This window comes from Herbidospora sp. NBRC 101105, from assembly GCF_030269205.1.
Classification (GTDB): Bacteria; Actinomycetota; Actinomycetes; order Streptosporangiales; family Streptosporangiaceae; genus Herbidospora; species Herbidospora solisilvae.
Map to the genome: position 1 here is coordinate 74,145 of NZ_BSSX01000011.1, position 16,150 is coordinate 90,294.

Sequence of the window (16,150 nt, forward strand, 5' to 3'; positions counted from 1 at the left end):
CCGTGTCGACGCCACCCCAGGAGTTGGGTGCCACGACGTGGTCGATGTGCAGGATGCTGGTGCCGGGCAGGAGTTTCTCCTCCAGCCTCCTGGTCACCGCACCCTTCGCCAGCAGCCCTTTCCAGCACGCCAGGAGCCGCAGGGCTTCCTCCTCGGTGGTGGCGCCGACCTCGGCAGAGCGGGAGCGCATCCTGCTCGATGGACACCCGTGATGTCGGGAAGTCTGCGCAGGCGGGCGGGTGCAGGCGGTGCGTGCCGTTGGTTCCGAGCTCGTACAACGGGCCGGCCGGGCTGGGTATGCGAGTGAGGCAGATGCGATCGGTGTTGACCCTCCATACGCGCATAGCATCCGCCGCCGACTCGCCCAGCATGGTTTCCACCATCGCTGGGACGGTTTTCGGGACGGCTCTTGCTGCGACGGAGGCGGAGAGACGCACGCTCTGGTCTTCTTCCGAATTTTTTTCCCGATGTGTCGATTGGCGCCGGGTGCGTTCGTCGTCATGGTGAGAGGCCGGCAACGGGCCGGTCGCCGCTCACCCGGAGGCTCACGATGTCCGTCACGACCACCGCCGCCGTTCCCGCCGCTCCCGTCGTCGTTCCCGCCAGGCCGCTGATCACCAGTGGCCTGGCCGCCACGGCCGCCGCCGCCGTGGCGACCGTGGCCGTCGCCGTGGCGGGGGAGGCCGCCGGAATCAGCCTCGCCATCGGCGGCGCGCCGATCCCGGTGCCCGGGTTCGCCGTGCTGACCGTCGTCTTCTCCGTGATGGGCCTGGCGTTGGCCCTGGTGCTGGCCCGCTGGGCGCGCCGTCCGCGTGCGGCGTTCGTCCGCACCACCATCGTGCTCACCGCGGTGTCGCTGGTGCCCGATGTGCTCGTGGAGGCGTCCACGGCCACGCAACTGCTGCTGATGCTGACGCATGTGGTCGCCGCCGCGATCGTGATCCCGGCCGTCGCCCGCCGCCTGTCCGCCTGATCCCGCCGATGGGTCCGCGCACTGCATACGTTCCTGACCGTGCCGACTGAGGGCATCCGCAGCTTCGAGCCGGCCCACGTCCTTGCTCCAGGGCGACGCCGAGGGGCATGCGCGGCCTTCGGCGAGGGCCGCGCCGGTTCACCGTCCTCACTGGGGAAGGACGGGCCCGGGGCTGTCGCGTTCAGCAAGCGAGCGCCCTCGTGGGCGAGGGGGTACGAGCGCCCGGTTCCCGAGCCGGCGGACACCCCGGCCGCGGCCCGGCCAAGGCCGCAGCGGCTTGAAGACCACCCTCTGCCCAGCGCCGGGCCAGGCAACACGGTGTGCGGCGGCTGGGAACGGTAGTCAAGCCGCCCGCTTCTCCGGGGTGCCGGCGATCCGGTCGAGGCCCTTGCCGCCGATATTCCGGATGTCCGGGAGCGTCCGGCCCTTCAAGAAGCCGGCGCGCACGATGGGGCCGCCGGGAGCGCCCGATCGAGGGAGTTCGGCTGCCGCCCCGAGGCGCCTGTCACGGCAATCGGGGCGGCAGAGGGCTATCGGGGACTACGGCCGCGCCGCGCCCCGGTGCTCGACGGCACCGACTCCAGCAGCGGCGTGCCGTCGGCGCGGATGATCAGGCGCTTGCGGCCGGCACCGGTGGCGGCGCCGGGGACGGGCTTGCTCTGCTGGTAGCTGTTGCTGGTGCTGAAACGGATCTGATGGCTGGTGTTCCAATAGTCCTGGAAGATCCAGTAGAGGACCTTCTGGCCCTGGTAGACGACGATGCTCTTGCCCATCTCGCCGTCGTTGCCGACCCAGGGAACCCACATGGAACCCGACCAGCGGCCGTTGGCGGGCACCGCGACCGTCGCTTTGCTCTCACCGCTGACGACCGACAGCGCCGTCTTGGTCTGGTTAAGGATCTCCCGGATGTCGCTCACCTCCGCCCGGAGCACGCTGACGGCGTCGGGGTCACGGTGGGATCCGGCTGCGGCGGCGGGCCAGGCGCCGAACGCGCCACCGGCTAGGAGAATCGCGGCGGCGGCCAGAACGCGGACTTTCATGCGAATGCCTTCCTCCATACATCGGACTACTTACGATCCGCATCGTACTGATCACACTTCGTGACGGCGAAGATCATCCGGCGCACGGCGTGCCCAGAAAGACAGGTCGCCACCAGGGACGGCGCCGCAGAAGATCACGCCTGCAGCAGCAGCCCGCCAGCATGCGTCATATCCGATGAGCGCCAGCCCTCAGCCCTCCCAGCCCAGCAGCGTCGGCCCGGTCATGGTCAGCGGCAGCGCTTTCAGGATGTCGGGCAAGTGCCGCACTGGCATACGGCACCTGATACAACCGCACCGGCAGCGGTAAAAGTGGACGTGAACAACACCCTGGACATAAGCGCCCCATACGGCAGCAGCGCGGCCTGGAGACAGGAATACACGCGGCTGAATGGCGCCGACGTCTGCTCGACCTTCCGCGCGTTGCCGTCCGGCTCGATATACCGCGCCGGTGTGCTCGGTGCGTAGGGGCCGGGCCCGGTCGCACCGCTCCAGCCGCTCCAGCCGGGCCCAGCGCCCGAGCAGGCCCTTGGTGGGAGCGGTGCGTAGGGGCCGGGCTCGGTCACAAGGCCACTGCCGTTCCTGCGGTCATCCTCCCCGCCCCATCCCGGTGCGGTGATCTCGTATGAACCAGCGCCTAGACATACGGCAGAAGTCACAGCTGGGCGCCTGTGGATCGACCAGGTCTTAACGATCGTCGGCCCCGAGCTCTACCTCTCGAATCCCCGCAATTGGAACATCCCTGGATACGTTGAAACCTCCGGCCCTTGTGGGCACACACCGCCGCCACAGTGTGCGCCTGCCGGCCCGAACCAGAGGAAGTTCCGCCATGACCGTGCTCGCGACCACGGTGCCGACCGTCCTGCACCTGTCCGGAGACATCGACATCTCCACCACCGCCGACCTGCGCCGACGGATTCTCGCCGCTCTCGACGAAAGCGTCGAGGTGCTGATCTTGGACATGGCCGCCGTGACCTTCTGCGATGCCGCAGGGCTCGGTGTACTGATCTACACCGAGCGCCAGGCCCAGGCCCGCGGAGTGACCCTGGCACTGACCCGCCTCACCCCGCGAATGATCAGACTGCTCGACGTCGCCAAGCTCGGCGACCGCTTCCCCATCCTGGCCGGCAGCTGATCTGACATCCCGCCGTTGGGGTCGTGGACGAAACGGCCGTCGCCTCCCACTCGCCGATCCATGAAACGGCCGTCACGCGAAGCCCGCCGTTGAAACGGAAATCGATCATTCTTTTGCTCGATAATGAAAATAATTATGTCATTTGTCTATATTGTTGAGATATGCGCTTAGTCGGAGGGAGCTTTGGGAGCGAGTCGAATGGCAGATGTCTTGGACTTGGAGCGGTTCCTGGACGGAGAACTCGCAGGGGACGAAGTGCGCGCTCCGATCTTGAATTCGTGGCAGCGGTGCCAGGCGGCGGGACTCACTCCCGACACCGCCCGCCCGCGCCTGTCCAACGACCTGGATTTCGACTGCGAGCTGGTACGCGCGGCCCGGCCCGTGTTCGAGCGGCTGCGGACCGCAGTGGCGGACACCCCGGCGGGCATGTTCCTCGGCGATGAGACGGGCGTGATGTTCCTGCGCAACGTGGGTGACAAAGCCCAGAGCAGGGTCTTGGACGCGGTCGGCGCCGCCCCCGGCTTCAGCTACGCCGAGCCGGACATCGGCACCACCGCCTTGGGCTCGGCGCTGGTGGAACGGCGAACCTGCCGGGTGGCGGGCAACGAGCACTTCTCAGCGAACCTCCACGGACTCACCGCAGTGGCCACACCGATCCGCAATCCGCTCAGCGGGCGCGTGGCCGGCGTCATCAGCATCACCTGCCCGAACGACAGGGCGAGCGAGGAGATGGCCGTCCTGGCCCACCGGTCGGCCACCGGCGTCGAGCAGCGGCTGCTCGAACTGAGCAGCGAACACGAGCGTGCCCTGATGGAGGAATTCCTCCGAGCGAAGAGTTTCGGAACCGGAATCGCCATAGCGAGTTCCGCGCCCCTGGCCCTGTGCCGCCGCGATCGGCTCGCCCTGGAGGACGCCGCCGTGCGGCTGGTCACGCAAGGCCGGGGAGCGGTGGTGGAGGTCACCCTCTCCGAGGGCCGCATCGCCACGCTCCTGGCCCAGCCGATGAGCGGTTCCACCGGCATCGCGGTGGAAGTCTGGTTCACCGGCGGTTAGCGCGGCCTTCTCCGACGCCGGTAGGTTTCGTACTGCCGCAGTAATAGCCGGCGTCGGGGAGAACCATGGGACTTCTTGCCCTGGCTCAGCACGAATGACGCAGTCGAAAAGGGCTGACCTGGTGTTTCCACTTCGGTTTCGGCGTGGGGTTTCGTGCTGACACATCGAAAGATGTCAGCCCTCGCGCGGAGCCGCGATTGTGCCGTGGGGGATGCGGCGGGCGGTCAGCGGGGCATGGGGAACACCCGCAGGAACGTCTCCAGGAGTTCGCGGCGGCCCGACAGGGTGACGAGCCCGCACTTCGCCGCCCGGACCAGCGCCCGGTAGGAGGGCAGCTCGTCGGGCTGGAAGATGATCACGAGGTCGGGGTCGCGGTGGGCCGGGCCGACGCCGGTCTCCAGCTTCCCGTCGATCACGGCGAGGTGGACGACGATGTCGTGGGCGTGCAGCTCCCAGACGGCCGTCAGCCCGGCGGCGGCCTCGGGGTCGAAGACCGCGCGGAAGTTGATGCTGAGCGACTGCGGCGTGACGATCTCGCCGGGCTGCGGGTCGCCCATCTGAGTGGCTCCCCAGCGGCCGAGCGTCAGGACGGCCGGTTCGAGTTCGAGCCCGGTGGCGGTCAGCGCGTAGAGGACGCCGCGCTGCGGGGCCGGGGCGATGCGGCGCTCGACGATGCCCGCCTGTTCCAGTTCCTTGAGCCGGGTGGCGAGCACGTTGGTGGGGATGCCGGGCAGGCCCTCGATGAGGTCGGTGTAGCGGAGCGGGCGGACCAGCAGGTCACGCACGATCAGCAGCGCCCACCGTTCGCCCACGAGCTCCAGGGCACGGGCGAGGCCGCAGTACTGCCCGTAGTCACGACGCCTCATGCGGGCACTGTAGCAAACTTCTCAATGAGAAGTTCACTTGCAAAAACGAAGTATTGATGGCTAGGGTCGCCGCCATGACCCGACTGACCGGTTTCGCCGGCATATCGGCGGCGATGGTGGCGATCCTCGTCGCGGCCGGCGTGCCGACGCCCCTCCTGCCGATCTACGAGGAGGCGTGGAGCCTCGCGCCGTGGGAGCTGACGCTCGCGTTCGGTGTGTACGCCATCGCGCTGCTGCTCGCGATCCTGGTGATCGGCTCGCTCTCCGACCACGTCGGCCGCCGGCCGGTCATGGTCGCGGCGCTCGCGGTCGAGCTGGCCGCCATGGTCGTGTTCCTGTTCGCGTCGTCGATCGGGTGGCTCGTCGCCGCCCGGATCGTGCAGGGGGTCGCCACGGGCGCGGCGTCGAGTTCGCTCAGCGCCGCCGTCGTGGAGCTCGCGCCCGAGCGGCACCGGAAACTCGGCGCGACCGTGACCGGCATGGCGCCGCTGGCTGGCCTGGCCCTGGGCGCGATCTTCGCGGGCGCGCTGGCCCAGTTCGCCGCCGATCCCATGGTCACGGTCTGGGCCGTGCTCGTGGTGGTCATGGCGGCCGGGACGGTCTTCGCCGCGTTCACCCCGGAGACCTCCTCCCGCAAGCCGGGCGCGCTGCGGTCACTGGTGCCGAGCGTCTCGGTTCCGCCGCAGGTCAGGGCGCTGTTCGCGGCGACGCTGCCGGTGACGATCAGCGCGTTCATGGCGATCGCGGTGTTCCTGGGGCTGGTGCCCATCGTGCTGGGGGCGGTGTTCGGGGTGCGGAGCCCGATCGCCGGAGCGCTGGCCGCGTCCGTCGCCTTCGCCGTCGGCGCGGTCGCGTCGGTGGTCACGACCGGCGTGCCGGCGCGCCGGCTGCGGCTGTACGGGGCGGCCCTGACGGCCCTCGGCGCGGTGCTGTTCGCCGGGACCGTCGCGGCCGGCGCGCTTCCCCTGCTGTGGGCCGCCGCCGTGACCGGCGGGGCCGGGATCGGGGCGTCGTTCGCCGGCACGACCCGGGGGCTCGTCCCCGAGGTCCGGCCGCACGAGCGCGCGGGGCTGTTCGCGGCCGTCTACCTCGTGGGCTACCTCGCGATGGGGGTGCCCGCGATCGTCGCGGGGCAACTCGCCGGGGTGGTCGGCGTGCCGTCGACGGCGGTCGGTTTCGGAATCGTCATCGCCCTCGTGGCGCTCATCGGCGTGGCCGTCACCGGCACGCCTTCGTCCATCGGGAAAGGAACCCGGAAATGACCTCACTCGGCAACGCGACGGTCCTCGTCACCGGAGCGAACGGCGGCATCGGCACGGCGTTCGTCACCACCGCACTCGAACGGGGCGCCCGCCGGGTGTACGCCGCCGCACGCACCCCCCGGGACTGGGGCGACGAGCGCGTGGTGCCGCTGCACCTCGACCTCACCGACCCGGCCTCGATCGAGCGCGCCGCCCGGGAGGCCGGCGACGTCACCGTCCTGGTGAACAACGCGGCCGTCTTCCCCAGAGGCGACCTGCTGACCGCCCCCATCGACGACATCACCACGACCATCGAGACGAACCTCCTCGGGCCGATCCGGCTCACCCGCGCCCTGGCCCCGGCTCTCCGGTCGGCGAAGGGCGCGCTGGTGAACGTGGGTTCGGTGCTCAGCTGGTTCCCGGCCGGCAAGGCCCACAGCGTCTCGAAGGCGGGTTTGTGGATGGCCACGAACGCGCTTCGGCTCGAATTCGCCCCTGACGGGGTGCAGGTGCTCGGCGTCTACTTCGGGCCGACCGACACCCCCATGCAGGCGGGCAACGACCCGGCCGGCATGCACCGGCCCGACCACGTGGCCGGCTCGGTGTTCGACGCGCTGGAGAGGGGCGAGCCGGAGCTGCTCCTCGACGACATGACCAAGGGCGTGCGGGCCGGGCTGTCCCAGCCGGTCACGACCGTCTAGCGGGCAACTTCCCTGGTAAAGGTCCAGAACATGACAGAAAACAGATCGGTACTCGTCTCGGGGGCGACCGGCGACACCGGACGGGCCGCCGTCCGCGAATCCCTCGCACTCGGCCTCACGGTCAGAGCCCTCGTCCACACCGCCGACGCCCGCGCGCAGGCACTCGCCGACCAGGGCGCCGAGGTCGTCGTCGGGGACTTCCTCGACCCGAACACGCTCCGCCCCGCGATGGAGGGCGTGGACGCCGCCTACCTCTGCTATCCGGTACGCCCCGGGCTCATCCACGCCACCGTCAACTTCGCCCAGACCGCCAAGGAGACCGGCCTCAAAGCGCTGATCAACTGCTCCCAGCGGTCGGCCGACCGCGAGTCCACCAGCCCTTCCTGCCGCGACACCCACATCGCCGAACAGGTGCTGAACTGGTCGGGGCTCCCCGTGATCCACCTGCGCCCCACCCTGTTCCTGGAATGGCTCCAGTACTTCTGGGTGCTGCCCAAACTCCGCGAAGGCATCCTGTGGATGCCCACCGGGAAGGGCACCAGCTCGCCCGTCGCCGCCGAAGACCAGGGCCGCGCCATCGCCCGCCTGCTCCTCGACCCCACCGACCACCTCGGCACCACCATCCCGCTGTCCGGCCCCGCCGAGATCGACCACGAGCAGTTCGCCGCCGAACTCTCCGAAGCCCTGGGCCGCGAGATCGTCCACGTCAACCCGCCCATGGACGAGTACGCCGCCTACCTCGCCGACGTCGGCGTCCCGCCCTACGGCGTCGACCACATCGTCGGCGCCATGCGCGACTACCAGAACGGCGCGATGTCCGGCGCCGACGACAACATCGAACGGCTGACGGGCAGACGCCCCATGACGGTCGCCGAATACGCCCGTCCCCGCGCCGCCCTCCTCACCGGCTCATCACGAGGGACGGCCCCGGGTTCGGATCAGGCCGCCGGGCGGTAGTCCAGGGCGACGGCCAGTCTTTAGGGACTGTCTCCGCCGTATCGCTCGATGAGCGCGTTGGCGATCAAGATGAGGTGGTCCCGCACACCAGGTGGGCCGGTCACCTCGAGCCATTCGACCAGTCCGGCGAGTTCGCCCGCGAGCGCGTACTCGTTGTAGCCGCGGATCACGACCTCGATGCGGCCGTCGGTCGTGGAACCTCCGATTTCAAGCCGGTCCCTGAGCGTCATCCGGAGCTTGCCGATCCCCTCGGGGGTGCACACGGCCTGGACTTCGAGGGGTGTCCGCCTGCGCTCGACTTCGTCGGCGATCTCCCTCCAGCTCTCGGCAAGGTCGAACCCCTCGGGTCGGTGCACGGGATCGTCGGTCGGCTCGACGAACGACATGCGGTCGATCCGGAACGTCCGTCGACCGGCGTCGGTGTTGGTGACGAGGTACCACGTCGGTCCTTTGGCGACGATGCCCAGCGGATGGACGGTCCTCTCGGTTTCGATGCCTTCGCGGTCGACGTAGCCGAGCCGCACCTGGACGCCGCGGATCACCGCGTCCTGGAGTTCGTCGAGGAGGGGAGGCGGCCGATGCTCGATCCGGCTCGACCCCCATCGTTGCGGGTCCATGACCAGCGACGACGCCGCCGCCTCGGCCTGCCCTCGGAAGGGCGCCGGCAGGGCCTGGACGAGCTTGCGCAGCGCCGCTTTCACGGCCGGCGTCGCGGCCGAGGCCTGGCCGGCGACCAGGAACAGGGCGCGGGCCTCGCTCGCGGTCAACCCGGACAGGTCGGTGCGGGCGCCGCCCACGAGGCGCCAGCCGCCGCCCCGGCCGGGCATGGAGTACACGGGCACCCCGGCCATGGACAGGGCGTCGAGGTCGCGGCGGGCGGTGCGCTCGGAGACCTCCAGCTCCCGGGCGACCTCCGCAGCCGTGACCTGCTCACGCCGTTGCAGCAGGAGGAGGACGGCCACCAGCCGATCGGTTCGCACGCCGACAACACTTCCACATGAAACCGGTCATGAGGTGACCGGTTTCGGCATGCAGGATGGCGACCTGACCTCACCGACGAGGTCACCCAGATAAGACAGAGAGAGAACGCAATGCACAATCCAGCCGAATTTCCCAAGCCCACGCTTATTCCGGTCAACGGTGTGGAACTCGAGGTCTTCGAAGCGGGCCGAGAAAACGAGGGAAAACCCATCGTGCTCTGCCACGGCTGGCCGGAGCACGCCTTCTCCTGGCGCCACCAGATGCCCGCCCTCGCCGCGGCCGGCTACCACGTCATCGCACCGAACCAGCGGGGTTACGGCAACTCGTCCCGCCCGGCCGAAGTGACCGACTACGACATCGAACACCTGTCCGGTGACCTCGTCGCACTCCTCGACCACTATGGATACGAAGACGCCACCTTCGTCGGCCATGACTGGGGTGCGTTCGTCGTCTGGGGACTCGCCCTGTTGCACCCCGACCGTGTGAACAAGGTGATCAACCTGAGCCTGCCCTACCAGGAGCGTGGAGAGAAGCCCTGGATCGAGTTCATGGAAGACGTGCTCGGGGGCGACTTCTACTTCGTCCACTTCAATCGACAGCCAGGCGTCGCGGACGCCGTATTCGAAGACCACACCTTCCAGTTCCTCCGCAACCTGTACCGGAAGAACGAGCCCCCCGCAGAGCCGCAGCCGGGCATGGCGCTGATCAACCTCGCCAGAGCGGAAACACCACTCGGAGAGCCCATCATGAGCGACGACGAACTGGCCGTCCTGGTCTCCGCCTTCGAATCATCGGGGTTCACGGGCAGCATCAACTGGTACCGGAACCTCGACCGCAACTGGCACCTGCTGGCGGACGTGGACCCGATCATCCGGCAGCCCACACTCATGATCTATGGCGACAGGGATGTGATCGCACGGGGTGCGAACCTGGCGGAGTTCGTCCCCAACGTGGAGGTGATCAGCTTTGACTGCGGTCACTGGATCCAGCAGGAGAAGCCGGAGGAAACGAACCAGGCGATGGTGAAGTGGCTGGAACAGCAGGATGCGACCTGACCGGCCGGCGTCCGGGAAGTGGCAGCTCCTCTTGACGACGAAGACATGAATGACCTCCGGGTTCGGCTACCCGATCCACCACGTTGAGACTCGGCCGCAACGGCGCTCGTGGCTCACGCACAACCACACGTCAGCGCACCGGTACCGGCCGACCACGATGCCCCTATCCCGAAGTGGTCGAAGAAGCGATCTGCTTCGGGTGGATCGATTCCACCGCCGTCCTCCTCGACGACCGTGGTCTCCAGCTGATCACCCTCGAAAGGCCAAGAGCCCCTGGTCCCGGCTCAACCGCCGACGCGCCGCCGAAATGGAACGGCGCGGCTCATGACGGACGCCGGGCGAGTGGCGATCGACGCGGCGAAGACGAACGGATGGTGGACCATCTCCGACCAAGTCGAAGACCTCGAATAACCCGCCGACCTCGCTCGACGGGCACCCTCAGGCACGAGCCAACTGGGACCGCTTTCCCCTGAGCGCCCGCAAGCAGATGCTGTGGTGGATCGTCGCCGCGCCGCAGGATGAGGAGGGACGCCGGCTCGTCCCAGAGATTGATGGTCTCCGCGCCGGTAGGCCGCCCGCCAGCCTCCCACTTGGGGCCCGCCCCCGTGGCGGTTGTGCTGGCGGGCTGCCACAGCCCGACGTGACTCTCCGTTACTGGGAGACCGTCCAGTAGTACTTGGAGGTGTTGCCGTCGTCGTTCAGGACGAGGAATTCGTCCCGCGTGGTGCCGAACGGCTTGAGGGCGCGCCGGGTGGTGTAGGAGACGAACTTGGCGGTACGCCAGTCGCCGATGCGCTCGGGTTCGGCCCGCCACAGGAACTCATCGCCGTTGCTGCAGGTCTTGACGACGGCGGTGGGCAGTGCCCAGGCGACGCCTCCGGGCACGGCACACTTGTTGGACTTGGCGTTGCGCATGCGGAACCAGATGTAGCCGTTCCGCGCCTGAGCGTCCTCGAAGTACCACTCGTTGGCCGGCGGGGTCACGCCGCCGGTCCATGCCTGGAGGCGGCAGGGGATGGCGTCCGTGCACCCCGGAGCCGACCAGTACTCGTGGATGAGGAAGCCGCGGGTGTTGACGTTCTCGACCACGTGTTGGCGGCCGTCCACGAACGGCGGATAGGCGCCGGGCTGGGTGACGGGGGTGAGCGCGAGGGCCTGGGCGAGCCGTGCCGCCTGGCCGGGAGCGGCGTCGGCCGGCGTGGAGACGAGCAGGGTGGAGCCGGCGAGCAGGAACGTCGTCAGCGTGGCGGGCAGCGCGGTCCTGATGCGCAGTGATTTCACGGGTGATTCCTTTTCTCGGAAGGGCGGGACATTTGTCCGAAGTGCGGGACATCGCATGTCGTGGTCGTCGATGGCCCGCCAGTCCCGGCGGTCATGGGAATGCTGCTCGGCAGGCACGGCCCGCATCGGGGTGTGTCTTCCGTGCATCCCATGAATGTAACTCTAGGTAGTTGAATGACTGCATTCAGTTATGCAACCTGCACTGCTTTCCACTTCCTTGCCGCACAGCCGTGAAAGTTCGGACCCGCAGGAGCCCGCAGCCTGAACCAGAGACCGAGAGGAAGGCCGGATTCTTGTCGCCAGATCTCCGGAGGGTGCAGCCTGCCAGTAGGGCTCTTGCCAACGGGTACACGCGACGATCCTGACTGATCAGACCCCAACCTCTGTCCGGTTTCCCACCGTGATCAAAGGTCAAGGTCCCGATCGGTCCGCGCGTGCCATCCGGCTCGGTGCCCCTGTCGCGAGGCCACCGCCGTTCCTGCGGTCCATCTCGGATGAACCAGTGCCTCTCACCCGCGGGCATACGACAGAAGTCAAAGCGGGACGCCTGTGGATCGACCAGGTCTTAACGATCGTCGGCCCCGAGCTCTACCTCTCGAATCCCCGTGGTTGGGACATCCCCGGATACGGTGAATAACCGTCGTATACGGGCGCATACCGCCGCGACAGTGTGTGGCCTGCCGGCCCGACTCGGAGGAAGTTCCGCCATGACCGTGCTCGCAACCATGACGCCGACCGTCGTGCACCTGTCCGGAGACATCGACATCTCCACCACCGCCGGCCTGCGTCGGCGGATTCTCGCCGCCCTCGACGAGAGCCTCGAGGTGCTGGTAGTGGACATGGGCGCCGTGACCTTCTGCGATGCCGCAGGGCTCGGCATGCTGCTCCGCACCCAGCGCCAGGCCGAGGCCCGGGGGATGACCCTGGCACTGACCCGCCTGACCCCGCAGATGACCAGGCTGCTCGACATCACCGAGCTCCGCGACCGCTTCCCCATCCTGACCGACAGCTGATCTCATCCCGCTGCTGAGCTATCCCGAAGAAAGCGCTCCTAGACGGGAAAGCCACCGAAGTCAGGCGGCAACCGGGCCGGAGCGCCACAACTGACTAATGGCAGAACAGCGCAGTCAGCAGCACACCGGCGGGAGCGTCACATGGATTGCCGGGACTCCGAGCTCAAATGAAAGTAGCCGCGTCGTCCATCGGCAAGATTCGGAACTGACGCCCGGGAACTCAGGAATCCGTTCACCAAAGAGGGGCTCGGCAGATACGGATCTGCCCTCGATCCAAGGAGCGTCCGCCGACACGCGTGGAGGGTCGAGCACCATGAGGTAGCCAGACATGAAATTTTTCTCCTGGCAATGGGCCCGCAGCATTCATGCCCGCCTCGCACTCGTCGCGGTGGGCCTCGCCCTGCTCATCCTCACTCTGGTGAGCATCGGCGAGATCTATATGATCCACCGGCTCATCACCGACGATCTCCTCACCGCCAGCCAGCAGATCGCTTCTCGAATCACGTCGGACATCCGGGCCGGCATACCGCAGAAACCCGTCCTGGTCTCCGAAGACGCCCACGTGGATTTCATTCAGATCGTGGCGCCCGGAGGCAGGGTGATCGCCTCCAGCAACCATGCCCGAGACCTTCCGCCGCTCACCTCGCACGAGCCCGACCCGCGGCATCCGGTCGTTTCCTTCTCCTTCTGCCTGCCTCAAGGCTGGAAGTGCATGCAAGGGGTGGCCGCCCGCGTCACACCTCAAGCCAACACCGAGATCGTCTACGCGGCCGGCGAAATCCCCGGCTATCTGACCGGCAGCGGCCTGATTCTCGCCGTCGTAACCCAGGTGAGTCTCCTCACCGTACTGATCGGCTGGATCTCCTGGAGGATCGTCGCGCAGACACTCCGCCCGGTTGAAGCCATCCAGGCCGAACTGGCCGCGATCACCGTCAAGGACCTGTCCCGGCGCGTCCCTCAACCGCATGGCAGCGACGAGATCGCCCGTCTCGCCGAGACCGCCAACCACACGCTCGACCGGATGGAACGGGCTATTCGGCGGCAGCGCGCGTTCGCCGCCGATGCCGCCCACGAACTGCGTACCCCGATTGCCGGAATCCGCGCTCAGCTCGAAAGCGGCAGGCTCTACGCCGAAGACATGCCCGAGGCGATCGACGCCGCCCTGCGCGACACCGACCGCCTGGAAGCGATCCTCACGGACCTGATGTTCCTCGCCGGCATCCAATCCCTCGACATCCACGCCTGCGAACGACTGGATGTGGCAACGGTGGTGCGCCGATGCCTCGCGCTATGTCCCGAACGTGCGCCCCGCCGAGTCCACCTGGCGGCCGGCGTCCTCGTCAGAGGTGCGGAAGACCAGCTCACCCAGGCGATCACCGTTCTCATCGACAACGTCGGCCGTTACGCCGCCACGGAAGTCGTCGTCGACCTGACCCGTGACAACGGCGACGCTGTGCTCGTCGTCACCAGCGACGGCGACGAGGAACACGTCGTCACACCCATCACCCGGCTGGACACCACGCCCGGCCGCGAGCAGCGGAGCGCCGGCTTCGGCCTCGTCATCGCCCGCGAAGTCGCCGAAGCACACGCCGGAACGCTCGTGACCACCTGCTCTCCCACAGGGATCACGTTCATCCTGCGACTCCCGCGCGCACAAACATGATCAAGAAGGGCGATCGGTGCGCCGTCATCAGGCCTGTCTCGACCACCAGATAGAACCCTGTGGGATAGCACCGCGAAGGCCGCTCCAACAGCATGGCGACGGCCCGGCCCAGGGCCATGCCGCCCAGCGCCAGGGCCATCGCCACCAGCACGCCGTCGCGCAACGTGCCCGCATCGAGGGCGGCCGGCGTGAGTGCCGCCGCCGTTGCCAGGCCGAACCCCCCGTACACCGCCCGTACCTCACTGCGGCCGTCCGCCGAGGTCACCCGCATACCGAACGGCGCCACCAGCTTCTCCGGCGCGACCAGGCCGTACACGCCCATCCCCGCGAAGAAGATCGCGACGACAACGGTGACCACACCCGTCCACGCCGGCCATTGCCTGACGAGTAGTGCCGTAGGGGTGCCGGTCAGCCCTTCACGCCGGTGTGGGCCAGGCCCTCGATGAACTGCCGTTGTGCGAGCACGAACACGACCAGCACCGGGAGGGCGGTCATCGAGGCGGCGGCGAGCTGGACGTTCCACATCGGGCCGCCGTAGGCGTCGACGAACTGGGTCAGCGCCTGGGGGAGGGTGAACTTCTCCGGCGAGGAGAGGTACACGATGGGTTCGAGGTAGAGGTTCCAGCTGTGCAGGAACGTGAAGATCGCCACGGCGCCGAGCGCGGGGCGGGCCAGGGGGAGCGCGACCCGGTAGAAGGTGCCGAACCGGCCGAGCCCGTCCATCCGGGCGGCCTCCTCCAGCTCGCCGGGCAGGCTGATGAAGAACTGCCGCATGATGAAGGTGGCCAGCACGCTGGGCGCGCCGAGGATCGGCACCAGGATCAGCGGCCAGTGGGTGTCGGTCAACCCGAGCTCGTGGAACATCTGGAACAGCGGGACGATCGTGACCTCGCTCGGGATGAGCAGCCCGAGCAGCACGACGACGAACAGGACGTTCTGGCCGGGGAAACGGATGCGCGCGAAGGCGTATCCCGCCATGGCGGCCACGGCCATCGTGCCGGTGGTGACGATCAGGGCGATGTAGAGGCTGTTGACGTACTGGCTCGCGAAGGGCTGGAGCTGGAAGACCTGCGCGTAGGCCGAGAAGTCCCAGTCGGCGGGCAGGAGTTTCGGCGGGAAGGCGAAGATCTCACCGATCGGCTTGAGGGATGAGGTGACCATCCACCAGGTCGGGAAGACGAACGGCACGCACATCACGCACAGCAGCCCGTACAGGAGCGTCTTCAGCCGCAGTGGTATCTCACGTTTCATTGAAGACCCATCTCCTGCGCATCCGCCACTGGACGAGGGTGAGCAGGGCCACGATCGCGAACAGCAGGACCGACAGGGTCGCGCCGTATCCGAAGTGATGGAACTGGAAGGCCTGCCGGTAGAGGTAGTAGACGAGGACGGTCGTCGACACGCCCGGGCCGCCCTGGGTGAGCACCGCGATCTGCGCGAACACCTGCAGCGACCCCACCACGGTGATGATCGAGGTGAGCAGGATGGTCGGGCTGATCAGCGGGACGGTGATCCGCAGGAAGCGGGTGCGGGCCCCGGCGCCGTCCAGTTCGGCGGCCTCGTACAACTGGGCCGGCACCCCCTGCAGGGCGGCCAGGAACAGCACCATGTTGAGGCCGACGTTCTTGAGGACCTGGACGACGACCACCGAGAGCATCGCGGTGCCCTCGCCGCGCAGCCAGTTGGGCCCCTCGACCCCGGCGGCGGCGAGCAGGCCGTTGAGTCCGCCGTCGTCCTGAAGGAGGAACTGCCACACGATCGTCCAGGCGACCAGCGAGACCACCACGGGGGAGAAGAACACCGTACGGAAGAAGGCGGTTCCGCGCAGCCCCTGGTTGAGCAGGATCGCCAGGAACAGCGCCAGGGCGAGGTTGAGCACGACCAGCCCCACGGAGAACAGGGCGGTCGCTCCCAGCACCTCGCGCAGGTTGGCGTCGGTGACCAGGCGGTCGTAGTTCTGCCCGCCGACGAACTCGAAGGTCCCGGCCAGCACGTTCCACTCATGGAGGCTGTACCAGACGACGAGCCCGAGCGGCAGCAGCACGAACAGCACGCTGCCGAGGAGTTGCGGGGTGATGAGCAGGTATCCGACCAGGTTGTCGCGGCGGCGTACCGTCCAGAAGGGAGGCGTGCCGGGGCCCGGCCGGGCGCCCGCCCGGTCGGGCACCTGGAGTTTCGGGTGGGTCGTGGTCAC

The 16,150-nt window shown here is 68.1% G+C and carries 17 protein-coding genes and 1 pseudogene; 11 read left to right on the plus strand and 7 right to left on the minus strand.

Translation table 11 applies throughout. The features are described 5' to 3' along the window. The first annotated feature begins 550 nt into the window (after positions 1-550). Entirely contained in the window at positions 551-973 is a 423-nt protein-coding gene (locus QSK34_RS36550; RefSeq protein ID WP_285591264.1) for a DUF6069 family protein, read from the plus strand. Between the two features lie 530 nt (positions 974-1,503). On the opposite strand, the gene QSK34_RS36555 is transcribed toward QSK34_RS36550, so the two are convergent. Beyond that, the gene (locus tag QSK34_RS36555; RefSeq protein WP_285591266.1) at positions 1,504-2,013 is read right to left on the minus strand and encodes a hypothetical protein; all 510 of its coding nucleotides are present in this window, start codon (positions 2,011-2,013) and stop codon (positions 1,504-1,506) included. Positions 2,014-2,839: 826 nt separating this feature from the next. Between QSK34_RS36555 and QSK34_RS36560 the strand changes: the two genes are divergently transcribed. Together QSK34_RS36560 and QSK34_RS36565 are read left to right on the plus strand one after the other, a co-directional pair. Next, positions 2,840-3,145 carry an STAS domain-containing protein gene (locus QSK34_RS36560; protein WP_285591268.1) on the plus strand — a complete coding sequence of 102 codons (306 nt, stop codon included), beginning with the start codon at positions 2,840-2,842 and terminating at the stop codon, positions 3,143-3,145. Between the two features lie 198 nt (positions 3,146-3,343). Beyond that, positions 3,344-4,198: a GAF domain-containing protein gene (locus QSK34_RS36565; protein WP_285591270.1), complete on the plus strand. Its 855-nt coding sequence runs from the start codon at positions 3,344-3,346 to the stop codon at positions 4,196-4,198. A gap of 224 nt (positions 4,199-4,422) precedes the next feature. On the opposite strand, the gene QSK34_RS36570 is transcribed toward QSK34_RS36565, so the two are convergent. Next, positions 4,423-5,064 (minus strand): winged helix-turn-helix transcriptional regulator, encoded by a 642-nt coding sequence (locus QSK34_RS36570; protein ID WP_285591272.1) that lies wholly within the window; start codon positions 5,062-5,064, stop codon positions 4,423-4,425. Between the two features lie 74 nt (positions 5,065-5,138). Between QSK34_RS36570 and QSK34_RS36575 the strand changes: the two genes are divergently transcribed. From QSK34_RS36575 to QSK34_RS36585, 3 genes are read left to right on the plus strand one after another with little or no spacing between them, the layout of a single operon-like run. Next, positions 5,139-6,326, plus strand: coding sequence for an MFS transporter (locus tag QSK34_RS36575; protein ID WP_285591274.1), 1,188 nt, complete (start codon positions 5,139-5,141; stop codon positions 6,324-6,326). Continuing rightward, on the plus strand, positions 6,323-7,006 hold the full coding sequence (locus tag QSK34_RS36580; protein ID WP_285591276.1) for an SDR family oxidoreductase: 684 nt from the start codon (positions 6,323-6,325) through the stop codon (positions 7,004-7,006). The genes QSK34_RS36575 and QSK34_RS36580 overlap by 4 nt, the downstream gene beginning before the upstream one ends. A gap of 30 nt (positions 7,007-7,036) precedes the next feature. Next, entirely contained in the window at positions 7,037-7,963 is a 927-nt protein-coding gene (locus QSK34_RS36585) for an NmrA family NAD(P)-binding protein (RefSeq protein ID WP_285591278.1), read from the plus strand. A gap of 20 nt (positions 7,964-7,983) precedes the next feature. On the opposite strand, the gene QSK34_RS36590 is transcribed toward QSK34_RS36585, so the two are convergent. Next, complete coding sequence (locus QSK34_RS36590) at positions 7,984-8,943, minus strand: helix-turn-helix transcriptional regulator (protein ID WP_285591280.1); 960 nt, start codon at positions 8,941-8,943, stop codon at positions 7,984-7,986. Positions 8,944-9,054: 111 nt separating this feature from the next. Here QSK34_RS36590 and QSK34_RS36595 point away from each other — a divergent pair, with 111 nt between their 5' ends. The 3 genes and pseudogenes from QSK34_RS36595 to QSK34_RS37890 all read left to right on the plus strand — a co-directional run. Beyond that, positions 9,055-9,999: an alpha/beta fold hydrolase gene (locus tag QSK34_RS36595; RefSeq protein ID WP_285591282.1), complete on the plus strand. Its 945-nt coding sequence runs from the start codon at positions 9,055-9,057 to the stop codon at positions 9,997-9,999. A gap of 83 nt (positions 10,000-10,082) precedes the next feature. After that, a complete protein-coding gene (locus QSK34_RS37980; protein WP_502875567.1) occupies positions 10,083-10,472 on the plus strand; it encodes a hypothetical protein in 390 nt (129 codons plus the stop codon). Continuing rightward, positions 10,436-10,672 (plus strand): annotated as a pseudogene (locus tag QSK34_RS37890) (YdeI/OmpD-associated family protein); the annotation flags it as partial. The gene QSK34_RS37980 and the pseudogene QSK34_RS37890, both read left to right, overlap by 37 nt. On the opposite strand, the gene QSK34_RS36600 reads toward QSK34_RS37890, so the two are convergent. After that, entirely contained in the window at positions 10,651-11,280 is a 630-nt protein-coding gene (locus tag QSK34_RS36600; protein ID WP_285591284.1) for an RICIN domain-containing protein, read from the minus strand. The pseudogene QSK34_RS37890 and the gene QSK34_RS36600 overlap by 22 nt on opposite strands. A gap of 707 nt (positions 11,281-11,987) precedes the next feature. Between QSK34_RS36600 and QSK34_RS36605 the strand changes: the two genes are divergently transcribed. Continuing rightward, positions 11,988-12,293: an STAS domain-containing protein gene (locus QSK34_RS36605; protein ID WP_285591286.1), complete on the plus strand. Its 306-nt coding sequence runs from the start codon at positions 11,988-11,990 to the stop codon at positions 12,291-12,293. A gap of 328 nt (positions 12,294-12,621) precedes the next feature. Then, on the plus strand, positions 12,622-13,956 hold the full coding sequence (locus QSK34_RS36610; RefSeq protein WP_285591288.1) for a sensor histidine kinase: 1,335 nt from the start codon (positions 12,622-12,624) through the stop codon (positions 13,954-13,956). On the opposite strand, the gene QSK34_RS36615 is transcribed toward QSK34_RS36610, so the two are convergent. From QSK34_RS36615 to QSK34_RS36625, 3 genes are read right to left on the minus strand one after another with little or no spacing between them, the layout of a single operon-like run. Continuing rightward, positions 13,925-14,314, minus strand: a complete 390-nt coding sequence (locus QSK34_RS36615; protein WP_285591290.1) for a DUF4345 family protein — start codon at positions 14,312-14,314, stop codon at positions 13,925-13,927. The genes QSK34_RS36610 and QSK34_RS36615 overlap by 32 nt on opposite strands. A gap of 50 nt (positions 14,315-14,364) precedes the next feature. Then, positions 14,365-15,207: a carbohydrate ABC transporter permease gene (locus tag QSK34_RS36620; protein WP_285591292.1), complete on the minus strand. Its 843-nt coding sequence runs from the start codon at positions 15,205-15,207 to the stop codon at positions 14,365-14,367. After that, positions 15,197-16,150 (minus strand): carbohydrate ABC transporter permease, encoded by a 954-nt coding sequence (locus tag QSK34_RS36625; protein ID WP_285591294.1) that lies wholly within the window; start codon positions 16,148-16,150, stop codon positions 15,197-15,199. The genes QSK34_RS36620 and QSK34_RS36625 overlap by 11 nt, the downstream gene beginning before the upstream one ends.